At 75.0% G+C, this 19,342-nt stretch carries 13 protein-coding genes; 9 read left to right on the forward strand and 4 right to left on the reverse strand.

All coding sequences use genetic code 11. From position 1 onward, the window contains the following. Nucleotides 1-38: 38 nt before the first annotated feature. The 6 genes from ilvD to ilvC all read left to right on the forward strand — a co-directional run bounded on the left by ilvD (nt 39) and on the right by ilvC (nt 11,043). A complete protein-coding gene (gene ilvD, locus JD79_RS11580; RefSeq protein ID WP_110005633.1) occupies nt 39-1,742 on the forward strand; it encodes a dihydroxy-acid dehydratase in 1,704 nt (567 codons plus the stop codon). A 141-nt stretch (nt 1,743-1,883) separates the two neighbouring features. After that, complete coding sequence (locus tag JD79_RS11585) at nt 1,884-4,580, forward strand: putative bifunctional diguanylate cyclase/phosphodiesterase (protein WP_110005634.1); 2,697 nt, start codon at nt 1,884-1,886, stop codon at nt 4,578-4,580. Next, nucleotides 4,573-7,260 (forward strand): putative bifunctional diguanylate cyclase/phosphodiesterase, encoded by a 2,688-nt coding sequence (locus JD79_RS11590; RefSeq protein ID WP_110005635.1) that lies wholly within the window; start codon nt 4,573-4,575, stop codon nt 7,258-7,260. Before JD79_RS11585 ends, JD79_RS11590 begins: the two co-directional genes overlap by 8 nt. A 284-nt stretch (nt 7,261-7,544) precedes the next feature. After that, a complete protein-coding gene (locus JD79_RS11595) occupies nt 7,545-9,413 on the forward strand; it encodes an acetolactate synthase large subunit (protein WP_110005636.1) in 1,869 nt (622 codons plus the stop codon). Between the two features lie 10 nt (nt 9,414-9,423). After that, nucleotides 9,424-9,951: an acetolactate synthase small subunit gene (ilvN, locus tag JD79_RS11600; RefSeq protein WP_110005637.1), complete on the forward strand. Its 528-nt coding sequence runs from the start codon at nt 9,424-9,426 to the stop codon at nt 9,949-9,951. Between the two features lie 63 nt (nt 9,952-10,014). Then, nucleotides 10,015-11,043 (forward strand): ketol-acid reductoisomerase, encoded by a 1,029-nt coding sequence (ilvC, locus tag JD79_RS11605; RefSeq protein WP_110005638.1) that lies wholly within the window; start codon nt 10,015-10,017, stop codon nt 11,041-11,043. 66 nt (nt 11,044-11,109) lie between these two features. On the opposite strand, the gene JD79_RS11610 is transcribed toward ilvC, so the two are convergent. Beyond that, entirely contained in the window at nt 11,110-11,682 is a 573-nt protein-coding gene (locus JD79_RS11610; RefSeq protein WP_110005639.1) for a hypothetical protein, read from the reverse strand. Between the two features lie 119 nt (nt 11,683-11,801). Beyond that, entirely contained in the window at nt 11,802-12,626 is an 825-nt protein-coding gene (locus JD79_RS23050) for a hypothetical protein (RefSeq protein WP_211307939.1), read from the reverse strand. 195 nt (nt 12,627-12,821) lie between these two features. Between JD79_RS23050 and serA the strand changes: the two genes are divergently transcribed. After that, on the forward strand, nt 12,822-14,423 hold the full coding sequence (gene serA, locus JD79_RS11620; protein WP_110007643.1) for a phosphoglycerate dehydrogenase: 1,602 nt from the start codon (nt 12,822-12,824) through the stop codon (nt 14,421-14,423). Between the two features lie 15 nt (nt 14,424-14,438). Beyond that, entirely contained in the window at nt 14,439-15,461 is a 1,023-nt protein-coding gene (locus JD79_RS11625; RefSeq protein ID WP_110005640.1) for a 3-isopropylmalate dehydrogenase, read from the forward strand. 46 nt (nt 15,462-15,507) lie between these two features. Here JD79_RS11625 and JD79_RS11630 read toward each other — a convergent pair whose 3' ends face one another. Next, nucleotides 15,508-16,968 (reverse strand): FAD-binding oxidoreductase, encoded by a 1,461-nt coding sequence (locus JD79_RS11630; protein WP_110007644.1) that lies wholly within the window; start codon nt 16,966-16,968, stop codon nt 15,508-15,510. 325 nt (nt 16,969-17,293) lie between these two features. Here JD79_RS11630 and cimA point away from each other — a divergent pair, with 325 nt between their 5' ends. Next, nucleotides 17,294-18,865 carry a citramalate synthase gene (gene cimA / locus JD79_RS11635; RefSeq protein WP_110005641.1) on the forward strand — a complete coding sequence of 524 codons (1,572 nt, stop codon included), beginning with the start codon at nt 17,294-17,296 and terminating at the stop codon, nt 18,863-18,865. 48 nt (nt 18,866-18,913) lie between these two features. Here cimA and JD79_RS11640 read toward each other — a convergent pair whose 3' ends face one another. Next, nucleotides 18,914-19,309 carry a hypothetical protein gene (locus JD79_RS11640; protein WP_110005642.1) on the reverse strand — a complete coding sequence of 132 codons (396 nt, stop codon included), beginning with the start codon at nt 19,307-19,309 and terminating at the stop codon, nt 18,914-18,916. Nucleotides 19,310-19,342: the final 33 nt, after the last annotated feature.

A 19,342-nucleotide genomic window follows, 5' to 3' on the forward strand; every position in this document is an offset into this window, starting at 1 on the left:
CTGGGGCGGGGACCGGGGCGCGCCTACCCTCGGCGTCCGTGACGACCGTGGACGACCCCCGCACCACCGCCGACGTCAAGCCCCGCAGCCGCGAGGTGACCGACGGCATCACCAGGGCCCCGGCCCGGGCGATGCTGCGCGCCGTCGGCATGGGCGACGACGACTGGGACAAGCCGCAGATCGGCGTGGCCTCGTCGTGGAACGAGATCACCCCGTGCAACCTCTCGCTGGACCGGCTGGCCAAGCGGGCCAAGGAGGGCGTGCACGCCGCCGGCGGCTTCCCGCTGGAGTTCGGCACCATCTCCGTCTCCGACGGCATCTCGATGGGCCACGAGGGCATGCGCGCCTCGCTGGTGAGCCGCGAGGTCATCGCCGACTCGGTCGAGACGGTCATGTTCGCCGAGCGGCTCGACGGCTCGGTGCTGCTCGCCGGCTGCGACAAGTCCCTGCCCGGCATGCTCATGGCCGCCGCGCGGCTCGACCTCGCCAGCGTCTTCCTCTACTCCGGCTCCACGCTGCCCGGGAGGCTCGGTGACCGCGACGACCTCACGATCATCGACGTCTTCGAGGCCGTCGGCGCCTGCGCCCGCGGGCTGATCACCCAGGACGAGCTGGCCGCCGTCGAGCGCGCCGCCTGCCCGGGCATGGGCTCCTGCGGCGGCATGTACACGGCCAACACCATGGCCAGCGTCGCCGAGGCGCTCGGCATGGCCCTGCCCGGCAGCGCCGCCCCGCCCGCGCCCGACAGCCGCCGCGACGCCTTCGCCGTCGCCTCCGGCGAGGCCGTGGTGAACCTGCTGCGCAAGGGCATCACCGCCCGCCAGATCATGACCAGGGAGGCCTTCGAGAACGCGATCACCGTGGTGATGGCGCTCGGCGGCTCCACGAACGCCGTGCTGCACCTGCTGGCGATCGCCCACGAGGCGCAGGTCGACCTCACGCTCGACGACTTCAACCGGATCGGCGACCGCACCCCGCACCTGGCCGACGTCAAGCCGTTCGGCCGGTTCGTCATGACCGACATCGACCGCGTGGGCGGCGTCCCGGTCGTGCTGCGGGCGCTGCTCGACGCCGGCCTGCTGCACGGCGACACGCTCACCGTGACCGGGAAGACGATGGCCGAGAACCTGGCCGAGATCGCCCCGCCGGACCTCGACGGCACGATCGTGCACGCGATGGAGAACCCCATCCACCGGACCGGCGGCCTGACGATCCTGCGCGGCTCGCTCTCGCCGGAGGGCGCGGTCGTCAAGTCGGCCGGGTTCGACGCCGACGTCTTCGAGGGCACCGCGCGCGTCTTCGACGGCGAGCAGGGCGCCATGGACGCCGTCACCGAGGGCAGGCTGCAGGCCGGCGACGTCGTCGTCATCCGCTACGAGGGCCCCCGGGGCGGGCCGGGCATGCGCGAGATGCTCGCCGTCACCGGCGCCATCAAGGGCGCGGGCCTGGGCAAGGACGTCCTGCTCCTCACCGACGGCCGGTTCTCCGGCGGGACCACGGGACTGTGCGTCGGCCACGTCGCGCCCGAGGCCACCGACGGCGGCCCGATCGCGTTCGTGCAGGACGGCGACCGCATCCGGCTCGACCTCGCCGCCCGCACGCTGGACCTCCTGGTCGACGACGACGAGCTCGCCCGGCGCCGCCAGGACTGGTCGCCGCTGCCCCCGCGCTACACCACCGGGGTCCTCGGCAAGTACGCCAAGCTGGTCGGCTCGGCGGCCCGGGGCGCCATCTGCGGCTGACGGGAGGACCCCGCTGCCCCCCACCACTCGCTCCGCTCGTGGCGGGTCCCTGCAGCGGGGCCGTTCCAGCACCTCACCAGGAAGGGTGACGGCGCTGCCCGGGGGCTGTCGGCGGGGAGCGCCGCTGCCGACACCACGGGTGTGGACAGGCGGATCGGGTGGCTGCTGGCGTGCGCCGTGCCGGCCGTGGCGGCGTGCGCCCTGGCTGCCGTCGAACCCTCGCTGGACGCGGTCGGCGACGCGGTCACGGGCCTGGCCGGGCTGCTCACCTGCCTGGCGCTGCTCGCGCTGAGCCGGTCCGGCGACCCCTCCGCGCCGCCCTGGCGGCTCATGGCCGCCGCGGCGCTCTTCCCGGTCGTCGGGCTGCTCCTCAGCACCGCGGTGGGGCCGGACTCCGCCCTGTCCGGGGTGGTGCTGCGCTGGCTGCCCACGGTCCCCGGCTACGTCCTCGTCGTGGTGGCCCTGCTCGGCATGGTCGAGCGGTCCCGCCTGCGCCGCGCCTGCCGGCGGACCCTGCTCGAGCTCGCCCTCTTCGGCGCCGCCGCGCTCGTCGTCATGCAGCTGCTGCTGGTCGGCCCCGGCAACAGCTGGACGGCGCTGTCGCTCGGCGCCCAGCTCGTGCTCGGCGCCGCCGTCGTGGCCTGCGCGGCCACGATGGCCGCCGGCCTGACCGTCCTCGGCGCCGTCGAGGCGCACCGCCAGCAGATGGCCACCGTGCTGCTCGGCGGGCTCGTCCTGCTCTGCGCCGCCCGCGGGACCGCCACCTCCGCCGCGCTGCTCGGCGCCGCGGACGCCGTCCCCGTGACCCGGGTGGCCGTCGTCCTCGGCCTGGCGCTGCTGGTGGTGGCGCGCCTGCTCGACCCGGGCACCGGTCCCGAGGTCCGCCGCTGCGCCAACGGCGGGCACGCCGACCAGCTGCGCTCGGTGCTGCCGCACCTGGCGCTCGTGGTCGTCGTCGCGCTGGTGGTCGTGCCGCTGGCGCTCGGGACGACGCCGACCTGGGTGACGCTCGCCGGGGCCCTCGGGTGCGTGGCGCTGTCGGCGGCGCACCGCTGGGTCACCGCCCGCGAGGACCACCTCCGCGGGGCGCGGCTGCGCCGCGACGAGGCGTACTTCCGCAACCTGCTGCACTCCGGCCGCGACGCCGTCCTCGTGCTGGACGGGCGCCTGCGCGTGGGCTGGGCCTCGCCCGCCATGGCCGCGCTGCTGGGCACCACGCCGGCCGACCTGACCGGCCGCGACGTGCTCTCCGGTGCCGTCGGCCGGCCGGGCACCCTCGACCCGGGGGACGCCGCCGAGCTGCGCCGCGTCCTCGACACCGGCGCCGACGGCCTGGTGACCCTGCACGCCCGCGACGCCGGCGGCAGCCGCAGCTGTCTCGAGGCCAGCGTCTCCGACCTGCGCTCCGACCCCGCCGTCGGCTCGGTGGTGCTGCACTGCCGCGACGTCACCGAGCGCGTGGCCCGCGAGCGCGCCCTCGAGGAGGTCGCGTTCACCGACGCGCTGACCGGCCTGCCCAACCGGGCCGGCTGGGACGCCGCCCTCGCGCCGGCGACCTCCCGGGCGGGGTCCTCCGTCCTCCTCGTCGAGGTCGCCGGGCTCGAGGAGGTCCGCGAGCACGCCGGGCGCGACGCCGTCGCCACCGTCCTGGTCGAGCTCGGCCGGCGGCTGCGCAGCGCCGTGCGCGCCGACGAGGTGGTCGCCCGGCTCGTCGGGGGGACCTTCGCGGTCCTCGCCGAGGGCGACGCCGACACCGCGGCCCTGCTCGGCGACCGCTGCCTGGCGGTCCTGGAGCAGCCGGTGACCACCCCCGCCGGCGTCTTCGACCTCACCGCGGCCATCGGCGTCGTCGTCGTGGTGCCGGGGACCGACGCCGCCGAGGTCGGCGCCCGCGCCGAGCTCGCGGTCGCGGCCGCCCGCACGTCCGGCTCGGCCCGCGCCACCTGCTGGACGCCGGCGCTCGGTGCCGCCGCCGCCCGCCGGGCCCGCCTGCGGGACGACGTGCCGGGCGCGGCCGACCGCGGCGAGCTGTGGCTGGCGTTCCAGCCGATCGTGTCGATGACCGACAAGCGGGTCGCCGGCGTCGAGGCGCTGCTGCGCTGGCGGCACCCGGAGCTCGGGGAGGTCCCGCCGCGGGAGTTCGTCCCGATCGCCGAGCGGGCCGGGGTCATCGGCGCGCTGCAGCGCTGGGTGCTGCGCGAGGCGACCGCGGCCGTCCTCGTGCTGCCGGCGACCGGCGAGGCGCCCCTGCGCCTGGCCGTCAACGTCTCCGCGGCGCACGTCGCCGACCGGACCCTCGTCGAGGACGTCGCCTCCGCGCTGCGCGCCTCGGGCCTGGCCCCCGAGCGGCTGGTCCTGGAGATCACCGAGGCGACCGTGCTGGCCGAGGGCGACTCCGTCGCCGTCGACATCGAGGCGCTGCGGCTCATGGGCGTGCACGTCGCCCTCGACGACTTCGCCACCGGCTCCTCCTCGCTGGCCCACCTCACCCGGCTGCCGGTCGACGTGCTCAAGCTCGACCGGTCCTTCGTCTCCCGCGTCGACCGCGACCGCCAGAGCCGCGCCCTGTGCGAGGCGGTCCTCACCGTCGGCCGCTCGCTCGGGCTGCAGGTCGTGGCCGAGGGCGTCGAGACGCCGGCCCAGCTCGGCGTGCTGCGCGGCCTGGGCCTCGACCACGCGCAGGGCTTCCTGCTGTCCCGCCCGCTGCCGCTGGCCGACCTCGTGGGCCTGCTGCGCGACGGCGGGGGCCTGCTGTGGCCCGGCCTGGTCGGCTCCTCGGCCGATCCCGTGCCCGCTCCTGCCGACCTCCCCGCCGTCCGGGCCGGCCGCCGTGGCTGAGCGCCGCACGGTGCGCGCCGCCGCGGGGGCGCAGGTCCTGCTCGTCGTCCTCGGGATCGTCACCACCGTCGCGCAGCTGGCCGGGGTGCCGGCGTCGGACCGGCTCGTGCCCGCCGCCCTCGGCGTGGCCTCCGGGACCGCCGCCGTCGTGCTCGCCCGCTGCGCCGCCCGGCTGCCCGGGCGGCCCGGCCGGCCGTGGCGGGCGCTGGCCGGTGCCGGCGCGCTGCTGGCCCTCGGCCAGGCCCTGGCCCTGGCCCGGCCCGGGCGGGACCTGTCCTCCGGCGGCGTCGAGGACCTGCCCGTGCTGCTCGCGGTCCCCGTGGCCGTCTCCGCGGCGGTGCTCCTGCTGCCGCCGCGCGCCTCCCGGCGGGTGGGCACGCGGGTGCTCCTCGACGGCGTGGTCGTCACCGTGGCCGTCGCCCTGCTCGGCTGCGTGCTGCTCGGCGACCTCGTCACCCGGACCGCCGACCCGCAGCAGGGCCTCATCTCGGCCGGCTACCCGCTGGTCGGCGCGGTGCTGTGCGGCGTCGGCCTGGTCACCCTGACCGCCGTCGCCGAGGCCCGCCGCCGGGCCGCGGGCTGGCTGCTCGTCGGCTTCGTCGCGATGGCGCTCGTGGCGCTCGCCGGCGCGCTGGGCCGCACGTCCACCGGGGCCGCGTCCCCGGTCTGGGGCGGAGTCACCGTGCTCGCGTGGCTGGCCATGCTCGGCGCGGGCCTGCGCGGTGCCCTGTGCGACGTCGTCGCGCGAGAGGAGCCGGGCCGCCGCGCGCTGCCCCTGCGCGGCGGCGTGCTCGCCCACGGCGCGGCCACCGCGGCGCTGCTCGCGGTCACCGGCGGCGCGGTCACCGGCCGGTCCCCGTCCGCGGGCGAGGCCGTCGCGGCCGCCGTCCTGGTCGTGCTCACCTCGGCCCGGACGCTGTCCTGGGCCGTGGACGCCGCGGCGCTCACCCGCCGCCTGGAGCGGACCGAAGGCTGGTTCCGCGCCCTGGTGCACAGCGGTGACGCCGTCACGCTGGTCCTCGACGCCGGCGGCCGGGTCACCTCCGCGTCCGGCCCCGTGGCCGACCGGCTGGGCCGCGCCGAGGCCGACCTCCTCGGCGCCGTCCTCGTCGACCTGCTGCACCCCGAGGACCGCGACCTGCTCGACCGCGTCGGCGCCGCCCTCCGGGACGGCACCCCCGACGGCCTGCCCGCGACCGGCCGGCTGCACGCCACCGACGGCACGTGGCGCGACGTCGAGGTCTCCGGCGCGGCCCCGGCCGCCGGCCGCCGTGCCGGCGACGGCCTCGTGCTGCACCTGCGCGACGTCACCGAGCGCCGCGCCGGCCACCGGGAGCTCGAGCGGCTGGCCTACACCGACTCGCTCACCGGCCTGCCCAACCGCGCGCGCTTCATGGCCGCGCTCGACGACGCCCTGGCCGGTGCCGCGCGCGGCCGCCGCTCCTGCGTGCTGCTGGTCGACCTCGACGGCTTCAAGGCGGTCAACGACGTCGCCGGGCACGACGCGGGGGACCGGCTGCTGTGCGAGGTGGCCGACTCGCTGCGCGCCGAGGCCCGCTCCGGCGACCTGGTCGCCCGGCTCGGCGGCGACGAGTTCGCCCTCGTCGTCGACGCCGCCCCGGACGAGGCGCTGGCGCTGGCCGAGCGGCTGGTCACGCGGCTGGACCGCACCCACCGGTACGCCGCACCCGGCGACCCCGAGGGCGCCGGGCCCGTCCTGCGCACGTCGGCGAGCGTCGGCGTCACCGAGGTGGTGCCCGGCGCCGACGCCTCGGCCACCGTCCGCGAGGCCGACCTGGCGCTGCGCACGGTCAAGGCCCAGGGCAAGAACGGCGTCCGGGCCTCGGGGGAGGCCCTCGTGGAGGAGTCCGCCCGGCGCAGCCGGCTGGCCCGCGACCTGCCCGGCGCCATCGCCCGGGGCCAGCTGCGGCTGGTGCACCAGCCGGTCGCCGGCACCGCCGAGCGCCGCATCCTCGGCGTCGAGGCCCTGGTGCGCTGGGACCACCCCGTCCACGGGCCGGTCTCGCCGGAGGAGTTCATCGGCCTGGCCGAGGACGACGGGCTCATCGTGCCGCTGCAGCGGTGGGTGCTGGAGACGGCGACCGCCGAGCACGCGCGGCTGGTGGCCGGCGGCCGCGACCTCAAGCTGGGCGTCAACATCTCGGTGCGCCACCTGCAGGCCCGCTGCCTGGTCGAGGACGTCACCCGCGCGCTCGAGCGCTCCGGCCTGCCCGCCCGGATGCTCATGATCGAGGTGACCGAGAGCGTCCTCATGGACGACGACGAGCGGCTGGTGGCCGAGCTGGCCGAGCTCTCCGCGCTGGGCTGCATCGTCTCCCTCGACGACTTCGGCAAGGGCTACTCGTCGCTGGCCTACCTCGCCCGGCTGCCCGTGCAGGTGCTGAAGATGGACCGGGGCTTCGTCTCCGGCATCGACACCGACCCGCGCGGTGCCGCGCTGGTCGGCAGCGTCGTCGACCTGGGCCGCACGCTGGGCATGGACGTCGTCGCCGAGGGCGTGGAGACGCCGGAGCAGATGGCGCTCCTCACCGCGCTGGGGTGCCGGTTCCTGCAGGGCTGGCTCATCGGCCGCCCGGTGCCCGCCGACGAGCTGGCCGCGGTGGTCGACGGCTTCGACGCCGCGCGGCTCGAGGTGCCCGTGCCGGTCGCCGTCCCATGAACGGGACGACACGGTCCCACGGTGTGGGACGACCTGGTTGACGTCCGCTCGGCCGAGGCGCACAGTGTGCCCGTGCCCTCCGCCTGCCTGCTCCTCGTAGTCGCCTAGCGCGCCGGTCGCCCGACCGACGCGCTACGCCCCTCTGTGCCCGCGGCACGAGGGGTTTTTTGTTGGCACGAGGCCCGGGGCGGGGCCGGCCCGGCGGACCGCCGGGACCCTCCCGCGCCCGGAGCAGACACCGAACCGCACGTCCGCCCGCTCGTCCGGCCCAGGAGACAGCCCGCATGACCACCACCCCGAGCGAGTCCGCCACCCGAGAGGCCGCAGCCGGCCTCGCCGGTGTCGAGACGACGGCCCGCTCCATCGCCGAGTCCGCTCACCTGCCCGCGACCGGCATCACCGGCGCGCAGAGCCTGGTCCGCTCGCTCGAGGCCGTGGGCGTCGAGGTGGTCTTCGGCATCCCGGGCGGGGCGATCCTCCCGGCCTACGACCCGCTGTTCGACTCGCGCGTGCGGCACGTCCTCGTCCGGCACGAGCAGGGCGCCGGGCACGCGGCCACCGGCTACGCACAGGCCACCGGGCGGGTCGGCGTCTGCATGGCCACCTCCGGCCCGGGCGCGACCAACCTGGTGACGCCGCTGGCCGACGCCTACATGGACTCGGTCCCGATCGTGGCCATCACCGGCCAGGTCCCCAGCGGCGCGATCGGCACCGACGCCTTCCAGGAGGCGGACATCCGCGGCATCACGATGCCGATCACCAAGCACAACTTCCTGGTCACCGACGCCGCGGAGATCCCGCAGCGGATCGCCGAGGCCTTCCACCTGGCCGCCACCGGCCGCCCCGGCCCGGTCCTGGTCGACATCCCCAAGGACGTCCTGCAGGCCACCACCGACTTCTCCTGGCCGCCGCGGCTGGACCTGCCCGGCTACAAGCCGACCACCCGCCCGCACGGCAAGCAGGTGCGCGAGGCCGCGGCGATGATCGCCGGCGCCCGCCGCCCGGTCCTCTACGTGGGCGGTGGGGTGCTCAAGGCCGGCGCCACCGAGGAGCTCGCCGAGCTCGCCGCGCTCACCGGCGCGCCCGTCGTCACCACCCTCATGGCCCGCGGCGCCTTCCCGGACAGCTCGCCGCAGCACCTGGGGATGCCCGGCATGCACGGCACCGTCGCCGCGGTGACCGCGCTGCAGAAGGCCGACGTCCTCGTGGCGCTGGGCGCCCGCTTCGACGACCGGGTCACCGGCGAGCTGTCGACCTTCGCGCCCGGCGCGCTGGTCGTGCACGCCGACATCGACCCCGCCGAGATCGGCAAGAACCGCAGGGCCGACGTGCCGATCGTCGGTGACGCCAAGGAGACGATCGCCGAGCTGGTGACCGCCCTGCGCGCCGAGCACGCCGCCGGCCGCACGCCGGACCTCGCCGCCTGGTGGCAGCAGCTCGACGACTGGCGCACGCGCTACCCGCTCGGCTACGAGTGGCCCGAGGACGGCTCGCTGTCGCCGCAGTACGTGATCGAGCGGATCGGTGCCATCGCCGGCCCCGACGCGATCTACACCTCCGGCGTCGGCCAGCACCAGATGTGGGCCGCGCAGTTCATCCGCTACGAGAAGCCGGGCACCTGGCTCAACAGCGGCGGCGCCGGGACCATGGGCTACGCCGTCCCCGCGGCCATGGGCGCGAAGTACGGCTGCCCGGACACCACGGTGTGGGCCATCGACGGCGACGGGTGCTTCCAGATGACCAACCAGGAGCTGGCCACCTGCGCCATCGAGGGCATCCCGGTCAAGGTCGCCGTCATCAACAACGGCAACCTCGGCATGGTCCGGCAGTGGCAGACCCTCTTCTACGAGGGCCGCTACTCGAACACGAGGCTGCAGGCGCGCAACGCCGACGGCACGGCGAAGCCGGTGCGCATCCCCGACTTCGTCGCCCTCGCCGAGGCCCTGGGCTGCGTGGGGCTGCGCTGCGAGTCCAAGGACGACGTCGACGCCGTCATCGAGAAGGCCATGGCGATCACCGACGCCCCGGTGGTCATCGACTTCGTCGTCGGCGCCGACGCCCAGGTGTGGCCGATGGTCGCCGCGGGCTCGAGCAACGACGACATCCTCGCCGCGCGCGACCTGCGCCCGGTCTTCGGCGACAACCAGGTCTGAGGGGACCGAGATGACCCGCCACACCCTGTCGGTCCTGGTCGAGAACAAGTCGGGTGTCCTGGCCCGCGTCTCGGCGCTGTTCAGCCGGCGCGCGTTCAACATCGAGTCGCTGGCCGTCGGGCCGACCGAGAACCCCGACCTCTCGCGCATGACGATCGTCGTCGACGCGGAGTCCGCCCCGCTGGAGCAGGTGACCAAGCAGCTCAACAAGCTGGTCGAGGTCATCAAGATCGTCGAGCTCGACGGCGGCGCGGCGGTGCAGCGCGAGCTGCTGCTGGTGAAGGTGCGCGCGCCGATGGCCGAGCGCACCACCGTGCTGCAGACCGCCGAGCTGTTCCGCGCCCGCGTGGTCGACGTCAACACCGACACCGTGACCCTCGAGGCCACCGGCACCCCGGACAAGTTGCAGGCCCTGCTCGCCGTCCTCGCCCCGCTGGGGATCAAGGAGATGGCGCAGTCGGGCACCGTCGCCCTCGGCCGGGGTCCGCGCTCGATGAGCGGCGCCGGTACCTTGCGCCCGGTCGACCGCAGCGCCTGATCCCGAACCGTCCCGTCCGACCTTTATCGCGATAAAGGCACCACACCAGAGGAGCACCACCGCATGGCCGCCGAGATCTTCTACGACGACGACGCCGACCTGTCGATCATCCAGGGGCGCACCGTCGCCGTCATCGGCTACGGCAGCCAGGGGCACGCGCACGCCCTGTCGCTGCGCGACTCGGGCGTGGACGTCCGCGTCGGCCTGCCCGAGGGCAGCAACAGCCGGGCCAAGGCCGAGGCCGAGGGTCTGCGGGTGGTCACGCCGTCCGAGGCCGCCGCCGAGGCCGACCTGATCATGATCCTGGCGCCCGACCACGTGCAGCGGACGCTCTACACCGAGTCGATCGAGCCCAACCTGCAGGACGGCGACGCGCTGTTCTTCGGCCACGGCTTCAACATCCGGTTCGGCTACATCAAGCCCCCGGCCGGCGTCGACGTCGCCATGGTCGCCCCGAAGGGCCCCGGCCACCTCGTGCGCCGCGAGTTCGAGAACGGCAAGGGCGTGCCCTGCCTGGTCGCCGTCGAGCAGGACGCCAGCGGGCAGGCCCTGCAGCTGGCGCTGTCCTACGCCAAGGCCATCGGCGGCTCGCGGGCCGGCGTCATCAGGACGACCTTCGCCGAGGAGACCGAGACCGACCTGTTCGGCGAGCAGGCCGTGCTCTGCGGCGGCATGTCCGCGCTGGTGACCGCCGGTTTCGAGACCCTCACCGAGGCCGGCTACCAGCCCGAGATCGCCTACTTCGAGTGCCTGCACGAGCTGAAGCTGATCGTCGACCTCATGTACGAGGGCGGCATCGCCAAGCAGCGCTGGTCGGTGTCCGACACCGCCGAGTACGGCGACTACACCTCCGGGCCGCGGGTCATCGACGCCCGCGTCAAGGAGACGATGCAGGACGTGCTGGCCCGCATCAAGGACGGCTCGTGGGCGGCGGAGTTCATCGCCGACCAGGACGCCGGCGCGCCGGACTTCAGGCGCCGCCGCGCCGAGGCCGAGGCGCACCCGATCGAGGAGACCGGCCGCCGGCTGCGCGGCCTGATGAGCTGGGTGTCGGCCTCGGACGACTACACCGGCACCGCCGCCCGCAACTAGCCGCGGACACGGAACGGCCCCCGCTGCCTGCTGGCAGCGGGGGCCGTTCGGTGTCCGTGCGGGAGGTCAGTAGGCCATGCCGCGCGAGGCGTAGTACTGCTTGGCCGGCGGCTGCCGCAGGAGCGCGACGATCGCGATCGGGATGACGAAGCCCAGCAGGCCGGTGAAGGCGAAGCCCCAGCCGCTGATGGCCGACCAGAGCAGGTAGAGCAGCTGCACGCCGATGGAGGCGTAGCTGCCGTAGACCAGCAGCTTGGGCGACTTGCCGGTGAGCGCCTGGATGCCGCCGACGAGCAGCACGATGGCGCTGGCCAGCGACAGCAGGAGCAGCAGCCCGAGGACCGCGTCGAACGCGAAGACCAGGCCCAGGCCGGTGAGCGAGATCAGCCCGCCGAGGGTACCGAGACCGCCGATGACGATGCCGAGGATCGCGGCGACGGTGACGGGGGTCGGCCGCTGGCCGCCCGGGGCGCCGTAGGGCGAGGGGCCGCCGAAGCCTCCGCCGTAGGGCGCCGGGCCGGGGGACTGCTGGCCGTACGGCTGGCCGTAGGGCTGGTGCTGGCCGTGGGGCTGGGAGCCGGGCGCGCCGTAGGGCTGACCGCCCTGCGGGGTGTTCTTGTCGAAGCTGGGGCCGGTCATGCTGTGGTTTCCTCCTGGAGTGGCGGGCGCCCGGTCGGGGACCGGCGGCGGACGTTAGCCGCTGCGAGACGTCCGTGGGGGCCCGCCGGTGTCGGCGGACCCCCACGGGGTGAACGCGGTCAGCGGCCGCGGCGTGCCCGGTGCGCGGCGAAGAACGCGGCCGCCGGCTTCATGGCCAGCAGGACGACGATCGCCAGGGCGCCCAGGAAGAACAGCAGGCTGGTGATGATCCCGCCCGCACCGGCGGTGTCGGCGTCGGACAGGTTGCCGATCAGCCCGAACAGGGTGAACGCCAGCGCGATCGAGCCGCCGACCAGCAGCATCACCCGGCTGCGCCCGGTCAGCGCCCACACCGAGCCCCAGATCATGACGACGGTCCAGACCAGCACGACGAGGCCGATCACCAGGATGACGCCCCCGACGGCGCCGGCGACGGCACCGAAGCCGGGGATCTCGTTGTCCAGGTCGTCACCCGCACCGCTGGCCACCGCGCCGGCGAAGATCAGCAGCAGGCTGAACAGGACGCCGATCGCGCCGAAGACGAAGCCGAGGACGGCGGCCGTCACGACGCCGCCGGGCTTGGCCGGGACGCCGCCCTGCCCGTACGGCTGCCCGTACTGCTGGGCGTAGTCCTGCTGGCCGTAGGGCTGGGCCTGGCCGTACCCCTGCTGGCCGTACCCCTGCTGGCCGTACCCCTGCTGTCCGTACCCCTGCTGGCCGTAGGGCTGGGTCTGGCCGTACCCCTGCTGGTCGTGTCCCTGCTGCCCGTACCCCTGCTGGCCGTACCCCTGCTGTCCGTACCCCTGCTGGCCGTAGGGCTGGGTCTGGCCGTACCCCTGCTGGCCGTGTCCCTGCTGTCCGTGCTGCTGGCCGTACTGCTGGTCCGAGGGCTGCCCCTGGCCGGAGGCCGACGCCCCGCCCTGGTCCTTGCCGAAGTCAGTCATGGTTCTCCCTTGCGGGCGCCTCCTGGTGCGGCGCGTCGCGCGCCAGGATGCGGGCGCGCTCGGGCACGGGCAAGCAGCCCACCCCCACCGGAGCGGGACTGTGACCTCTGGGGCGCGCCGTTCCCGCTCCGTGACCGGCCCGCGAGCAGGGCGGACGGCGGGAACAGCCCGCCCCGTCCCTGCGCTGTGGACCGCGTGACCGAGACCGCGCCCGTCGTCCTGATCGCCGAGGAACTCGCCCCCAGCGTCCTGGAGGTCCTGGGCACCGACGTCGAGATCCGCTCCGTCGACGGCGCCGACCGGTCCGCGCTGCTGCCCGCGCTCGCCGACGCGGCCGCCGTCATGATCCGCAGCGCCACGCGGATCGACGCCGAGGCGCTCGCCGCGGCACCGAACCTCAAGGTCGTCGCCCGCGCCGGCATCGGCCTGGATAACGTCGACGTCGCCGCCGCCACCGAGCGCGGCGTCCTCGTGGTCAACGCCCCGACGTCCAACATCGTCAGCGCCGCCGAGCACGCCGTCGCCCTGCTCCTGGCCGCCGCCCGCCAGATCCCCGCCGCCGACGCGTCGCTGCGCGAGGGCGCCTGGAGGCGGTCGCAGTTCATGGGCGTCGAGGTCACCGACAAGGTGGTCGGCGTCGTCGGCCTGGGCCGCATCGGCCAGCTGGTCGCCCAGCGCCTGGCCGCCTTCGGTACCACCTTGATCGCCTACGACCCCTACATCCAGCCCGGCCGCGCCGCGCAGCTCGGGGTGCGGATGGTGTCGCTGGAGGAGCTGCTCCGCGAGTCGGACTTCATCACCGTCCACCTGCCGAAGACGCCCGAGACCCTCGGCCTGATCGGGGCCGACGAGCTGGCCACCACCAAGCGCGGCGTGATCGTCGTCAACGCCGCCCGGGGAGGGCTGGTCGACGAGGCCGCGCTGGCCGACGCCCTGCGCTCGGGTCAGGTCGGTGCCGCCGGGATCGACGTCTTCGCCACCGAGCCCACCACCGACAGCCCGCTGTTCGGCCTCCCCAACACCGTCGTCACGCCGCACCTGGGCGCCTCGACGACGGAGGCGCAGCACAAGGCCGGCACCGCCGTGGCCCACTCGGTCCGGCTGGCGCTGCAGGGCGAGTTCGTGCCCGACGCGGTCAACGTGCAGGCCGGCGGCGTCGTCGCCGAGGACGTGCGGCCCGGGCTGCCGCTGGCCGAGAAGCTGGGCACGGTGTTCACCGCCGTCGCCGGCGGGCTGGCCCAGTCGGTCACCGTCGACGTGCGCGGCAAGCTCGCCGAGTTCGACGACTCGGTCCTGCAGCTGGCCGTGCTCCGGGGCGTGTTCGCCGACGTCGTCGAGGAGCAGGTCACCTACGTCAACGCGCCGCTGCTCGCCGAGCAGCGCGGCCTGGAGGTGACGCTCACCAGCGACGTCGAGAGCCCCGACTACCGCAACCTGGTCCGGGTCCGCGGCGCCATGGCCGACGGCCGCGAGATCGCCGTCTCGGGCACGCTGTTCGGCAAGAACCAGGTGCCCAAGCTCGTCGAGGTCGACGGCTTCGACATGGACCTCGACCTGTCGGGTCACCTGTTGTTCTTCGTCTACACCGACCGCCCCGGCGTCGTCGGGACGGTCGGCGCGCGGCTGGGGGAGGCCGGCGTGAACATCGCCGGGGCGCAGGTCAGCCGCACCACCCGCGGCGGCGAGGCGCTCATGGCGGTCACCGTCGACAGCCCGGTCGGTGCCGACCTGCTCGCCGACATCGCCGGCCGGATCGGCGCGCGCGAGGCCCGCTCGGCCGACCTCGACCCGCGCTGACCTAGGGTCGTCGCCATGCGCCTGGCTGTGATCGCGGGAGACGGCATCGGCCCCGAGGTGGTCGCCGAGGGCCTCAAGGTCCTCCGCTCCGTCGCCCCCGACCTGGAGACGACGGACTACGACCTGGGCGCCACCCGCTGGCAGCGGACCGGCGAGCTGCTGCCCGACTCGGTGCTCGACGAGCTGCGCGGGCACGACGCGATCCTGCTCGGCGCGATCGGCGACCCGGGCGTGCCGCCGGGCATCCTCGAGCGCGGGCTGCTCCTGCGGCTGCGCTTCGAGCTCGACCACCACGTCAACCTGCGCCCGGCCAAGCTCTACGACGGCGTCCGCAGCCCGCTGGCCGACCCCGGCAGCATCGACATGCTCTGCGTCCGCGAGGGCACCGAGGGGCCCTACGTGGGCAACGGCGGCGTGCTGCGCCGCGACACCCCGCACGAGATCGCCACCGAGGTCAGCCTCAACACCGCCTTCGGGGTGCAGCGCGTCGTCCGCTACGCGTTCGAGCGGGCGCAGGCGCGGCCGCGCCGGCACCTGACGCTGATCCACAAGACCAACGTGCTCACCCACGCCGGGTCGCTGTGGTCGCGGACGGTCGAGGAGGTCGCCGCGGAGTTCCCGGAGGTCACCGTGGCCTACCAGCACGTGGACGCGGCCTCGATGTTCTTCATCACCGACCCGGGCCGCTACGACGTCATCGTCACCGACAACCTCTTCGGCGACATCGTCACCGACGTCGCGGCGGCGGTGACCGGCGGCATCGGCCTGGCCGCCAGCGGCAACCTCGACGCCTCGGGCACCAACCCGAGCATGTTCGAGCCGGTGCACGGCTCGGCGCCCGACATCGCCGGCCAGGGCATCGCCGACCCGACGGCGACGGTGCTGTCGGTGGGCCTGCTGCTCGACCACCTCGGGTCCGCCGACCTCGCCCGCAAGGTCAACGCCGCCGTCGCCTTCGACCTGTCCACCCGCGACCCGCAGGCGCAGGTGCGCACCGCCGAGGTCGGCGACCGCCTGGCCGCCCTCGCCGGCGGCTGAGCGGCGGTCCCGCGCGCCGGCTCCTGCGCCGGGTCCCGCGCAGGCCTCAGCCGGACGACGCCGGGACCTCCGCCGACGCCTCACCCCGGGGCGCCGGGACCGCGGCCGGTGCCGGCGCGGGCGTGATGCTGATGCCGGACCGGAACACGTCGTCCGGGTCCCACAGGGCCTTCAGCGCCGCCAGCCGCCGGTACTTCTCCTCCCCGTAGGAGGCTCGCACCCGCTCCTGTCCGGCGCCGACGTCGAAGTTCAGGTAGGTGCCGCCGTCCGGTGCGAGGGGGCGCAGGGCGTCGTAGAGGTCGCGCGCCCACGCACGCTCGGCGGCGAAGGTCTCCTCGTCCGCCGCCAGCCCCACCATGCTCATCGCCCAGTGCGGCGCGCGCGGGCTGCCGAAGGCGGTGGCGTCGTCGGGGATCTCGCTGAACCGGCCGCGTAGCGGGAAGAGCGGGGCGAAGGAGAGCGGGGACCGCCGGCGGGGCAGCCGGTCGAGGAGCACCCGGATGGCCTCGTCCGACAGGTCGTCGAGGTTCAGCCCCTTGTCGTAGGCCTGGATGCCCCACGGCGCCGTCCCGTCGAGCATCTGCTGCAGCGCCGTGTACGGGATCGGGGTGACCAGCTCGAAGGCCGACCCGCGCCCGAGGAGGGGCTCCACCAGCCCGGCGTGGTCCTCGGGGCTGCCCCAGGTGACCACCATCACCGCGACACCGGGCGCGCCCTGGACCTCGGCCGGGACGAACGGCTCCGGCGGTGCCGAGAGGCCGGCCACGAGGGCGCTGGCGTGCGGGGGGAGCCGGAAGACGTACTCGCGGGCGAAGGCCAGCGGCCCCGCGGCGTCCTCCGCCCGCCAGAAGACCATGCCGAGGTTGGCCACGGGGCTGACCGGGTGCAGCGCGAACACCAGCTCGGTCACCACACCGAAGTTGGTGCCCGCGCCGCGGAGCCCCCAGAACAGGTCGGGCTCGTGCTCCTCCGACGCGGTCACCGTGCGGCCGTCGGCGGTCACCAGGGTCGCGGCCAGGAGGTTGTCGCAGCTGAGGCCCTGCAGCGGGCTCAGCCACCCCATGCCGCCGGTGAGCGTCAGCCCGGCGACGCCGGTGTGGCTGACGGTGCCGCCGACGACCGCGAGCCCGTGGTCGGCCGTGGCCGCGTCCACCGCCGCCCAGGCCGCACCGCCGCCCACGTACGCGCGCCGTGCCTCCGGGTCGACCCGGACCGACGCCATCCGGGACAGGTCGATCGTCAGGCCCCCCTCGGGGACGGCCGCTCCGGCGACGCCGTGGCCACCGCCCCGCACGCCGAGGCGCATGCCCCGCTCCCGCGCGAAGCCGATGGCCGCGGCCACGTCCTCGTTCGTCGTCGGTCGCGCGACGAGCGCCGGCTGGCGGGCGATCTGCCCGTTCCAGAGGAGCTCGGCCCTCGCCCGCGTGAACCCCGCGTCGGCCGGCCGCAGCAGCTCCCCGGCGAAGTGCTCCCGCAACCTGCTGATCGCGTCGTCGTCCAGTGTCATGACGGTGCCCCCCTGGGCCGGGCCCCGCGTGCCCTCGCCTCGCACGGTCGGTCTCACCGGGGTCCGGTACCGCGGGATGGACGGCCACCCAACCGCTCGGGTCCTCGCGGCGTCAACGGTTTCCCCGACCGCCGCCCCACGCACCGCGAGCCGTCACCGTGACCGGGGTGGGGGGACACCGGGGCTACACTCGCCGCGATGCACCTGTCCGGCACGATCATCACCTAGCGCGCGGTCAGCACCCCGACCGCGCGCAGACCTCCCGTTCCCGGGGGGTCTTCTTCGTGTCAGGGGCCTGGTCGCCGCCGAACCCCCGGGAGCACCCGTGGACACCCTCGACTTCCACGTCTTCGACACCACGCTGCGCGACGGCGCCCAGCGCGAGGGGATCAGCTTCTCCGTCGCCGACAAGCTGGCCACGGCGAGGCTGCTCGACGAGATCGGCGTCGGCTACATCGAGGGCGGCTGGCCCGGGGCGCTGCCCAAGGACACCGAGTTCTTCGCGCGCGCCCGCACCGAGCTCAAGCTGCGGCACGCGGTGCTCGTCGCCTTCGGCGCCACCCGCAAGGCCGGCGTCCGCGTCGAGGACGACCCGCAGGTGCGCGCGCTGCTCGACGCCGAGACGCCGGTGGTCTGCCTGGTCGCCAAGTCCGACGTCCGGCACGTGCGGGACGCGCTGCGCACCACGCTGGAGGAGAACCTCGCGATGGTGGCCGACACGGTCGCCTTCCTCGTGGCGCACGGCCGCCGGGTGTTCGTCGACTGCGAGCACTTCTTCGACGGGTACGCCGCCGACCCCGACTACGGCGTGCGGGTGCTGCGCGCCGCGTTCGGTGCCGGCGCCGAGGTCGGCGTCCTGTGCGACACCAACGGCGGCATGCTGCCGATGGGCGTGGGCCGGGTGGTCGCCGACGTCCGCTCGCGGGTCGACGGACGTCTCGGCATCCACTGCCAGGACGACACCGGGTGCGCGGTCGCCAACTCCCTGGCCGCCGTCGAGGCCGGCGTGACCCACGTGCAGGGCACCGCCAACGGCTACGGCGAGCGGGCCGGCAACGCCGACACCTTCGCGCTGGTCGCCAACCTGGTCACCAAGATGGGCCTGCCGGTCGTGCCCGCGGACTGCCTGGCCGAGCTGCAGCGGGTCAGCCACGCGATCGCCGAGCTCGCCAACATCGCCCCCGACGACCACCAGCCCTACGTCGGGACGTCGGCCTTCGCGCACAAGGCCGGCCTGCACGCCAGCGCGATCAAGGTCAGCCCCGAGCTCTACAACCACCTCGACCCGGCCGTCGTCGGCAACGACATGCGCATCCTGGTCACCGAGATGGCCGGCCGCGCCTCGGTCGAGCTCAAGGGCCGCGAGCTCGGCGTCGACCTGGACGGGCACGCCGACGTCGTCGGGGCGGTCGTCGACCGGGTCAAGGGGCTCGAGGCCGACGGCTGGTCGTTCGAGGCCGCCGACGCCTCCTTCGAGCTGCTGCTGCGCTCCTCGCTGCCCGGCGCCCCCGCCCCCCTGTTCGAGCTGGAGAGCTACCGGACGACCGTCGAGCACTGGGGCAACGGCGTCGTCGTGAGCGAGGCGACGGTCAAGATCCACGTCGACGGGGAGCGGATCATCAGCACCGGCGAGGGGAACGGCCCGGTCAACGCCCTGGACAACGCGCTGCGGCAGGCGCTGGTCAGCCGCCACCCGCAGCTGGCCGACGTCTCGCTGGCCGACTACAAGGTCCGCATCCTCGGGTGGAAGGGCGGCACGAGCGCCACGACGCGGGTGCTCATCGACACCACCGACGGCGTGGGGGAGTGGACCACCGTCGGCGTCCACGACAACATCGTCGAGGCCTCCTGGCACGCGCTGGTCGACGCGCTGACCTACGCCGTCCGCCACCGCTGACGCGCCCGTCCCGCTCTCCGCGGGCGGAGGGCGGGACGGGGTGCGGAGTCAGTGGTGGGCGTACTCGTCGAGGCGCCACCACACGGCCAGCGCCATGGCCGGGAGCATGAGCACGTGCCCGGCGGTCATCAGCAGGTCCCCGGACACCGCGCCGGCCCAGTGGGGCACCAGCAGGACGGCGAACGGCACGTACATGGCCGCCGACATCTCGGCGACCGCCGGCCACGAGTGTCCGCGGAACCGCATCCAGGCGGCCATCCCGATCGCCATGTTCGTCGCCATGACCAGGACGTGGACGTCGGTGCGGGCGGTCAGCCCGGGCCAGAGGAGGTCCTCGACCGGGCCGAGGACGACCATCCCCACGAGCATCGCGACCACCATCTCCAGGTAGTGGCGGACAAGGTGCCAGGTGTGCCGGCTGCGGGGCCGCTGTGTCGTCGTCATGGCGGGGAGCGTCGGGCGCCGCGGCGGTCGTGC

This window comes from Geodermatophilus normandii (assembly GCF_003182485.1).
Lineage (GTDB): Bacteria > Actinomycetota > Actinomycetes > Mycobacteriales > Geodermatophilaceae > Geodermatophilus > Geodermatophilus normandii.